Origin of the sequence: Proteiniclasticum sp. (assembly GCF_032054185.1) — a bacterium.
Classification (GTDB): Bacteria; Bacillota; Clostridia; order Clostridiales; family Clostridiaceae; genus Proteiniclasticum.
This window is the reverse complement of the sequence record NZ_DAMBTF010000055.1, coordinates 1-1349: the sequence shown is the minus strand read 5'-3', so window position 1 is coordinate 1349 and position 1349 is coordinate 1. Positions and strand designations below refer to the sequence as shown.

The window sequence follows — 1349 nt, the reverse complement described above, 5'->3', positions numbered from 1 at the left end:
CCTTAATTGTAAAAGTAACTTCCGGTTAGGAGAAAGAATAATGATGAAGTGGAAGTTAGTCTTGTAAACAGGACTACAGACAAACTATGATGGAATGGATATCCGACCCCAGGACAGCAGGAGGATATTCATAATGACCCATACAAAGAGACTCAATACGAGAACAGTCAGCAAAAACAGCCATCTTAAAATTGAAGATCGGGAAGATATTGAAGTCGGGCTTAATCAGGGCTTGAACTTCAAAGAGATGGCCTACCATCTGCGCAGAGATCCCAGCACAATCTCGAAGGAAGTAAGCAGAAACCGCATCCGCTAGGAGGCAGCATTATTCAATGACACAAAAAACAACTGCCTCTCCGCAAAGACGTGCAAAAAACAGCATATCTGCGAGAAAAGAGACTGCCGGAAGTTTTGCAGAACCTGCAGCTGCAATGATCTTTGTCCCGACTTTACTCCCTTTGTCTGCAGAAAGCATATTCGTGCACCTTACGTGTGTAACGGCTGCAGGGATAAGAAGCGCTGTCCGGCTGACAGATACTTCTATCGGGCCATGACGGCCCAGAAACGGTATCAGGAGACGCTCGTCTCCTCAAGGCAGGGCATCAATGCTACTCCGGATCAGATTACTTGCTTGAACGAGCTGCTCACACCTCTCATCAGGAGAAATCAGTCCGTTAACCATATCTATGGCTCGCACAGAAAAGAGCTGGGTATCTCAAAAAGCACCTTCTATACCTATTGCGATCTTTCTCTATTCACCTTCTGGAACATTGACCTGCAGCGGAAGGTTCGATACAAACCACGCAGAAAAGCACGTAAAGCCGTGTTGGATCAGAGCCATCTGGTCGGTCGGAAGTATAGTGATTTTAAAGAATTCATGGAGATGAACACCGATACAGCGGTGGTGGAGATGGATGTTGTTGAAACCATCAAAGGGGAAAGAGTTTTTCTCACATTCTTCTTCCGGAAAACAAAGCTGATGCTTGCTTTCATCATGGAAAATCAGAATCAGAAGTGTGTCAGTGAGGTGCTGGATTATCTGGAGAATCTTTTTGGTCTAGGCGTTTTCCAGACACTGTTTCCTGTTATCCTGACGGATAACGGCGGAGAATTCAAGCATGCCAACACCATTGAGCATTCTTTAAGCGGAGAAAGAAGATCTTCCGTATATTACTGTGACCCCATGGCTTCCTATCAGAAAGGTGCGCTCGAGAAGAACCATGAGTTCATCCGGGAGTATATCCCAAAATCAACCAGTATAAAGTTCTGCACCCCGGAACTTACGACACTTATGATCAACCACATCAACAGCATCAAAAGGGAGTCCATAAACGAGAAAACGCCGTACG

At 45.4% G+C, this 1349-nt stretch carries 3 protein-coding genes; all 3 read left to right on the top strand.

Going from position 1 to position 1349, the window contains the following annotated elements; translation table 11 throughout:
- Window positions 1-133: 133 nt before the first annotated feature.
- A complete protein-coding gene (locus RTX25_RS14455; RefSeq protein WP_312654616.1) occupies window positions 134-316 on the top strand; it encodes a helix-turn-helix domain-containing protein in 183 nt (60 codons plus the stop codon).
- Between the two features lie 16 nt (window positions 317-332).
- Window positions 333-554, top strand: coding sequence for a hypothetical protein (locus RTX25_RS14450; protein ID WP_312654615.1), 222 nt, complete (start codon window positions 333-335; stop codon window positions 552-554).
- The coding region (locus RTX25_RS14445) for an IS30 family transposase (RefSeq protein ID WP_312654614.1) at window positions 551-1349 on the top strand (799 nt) is incomplete at its 3' end. The genes RTX25_RS14450 and RTX25_RS14445, both read left to right, overlap by 4 nt.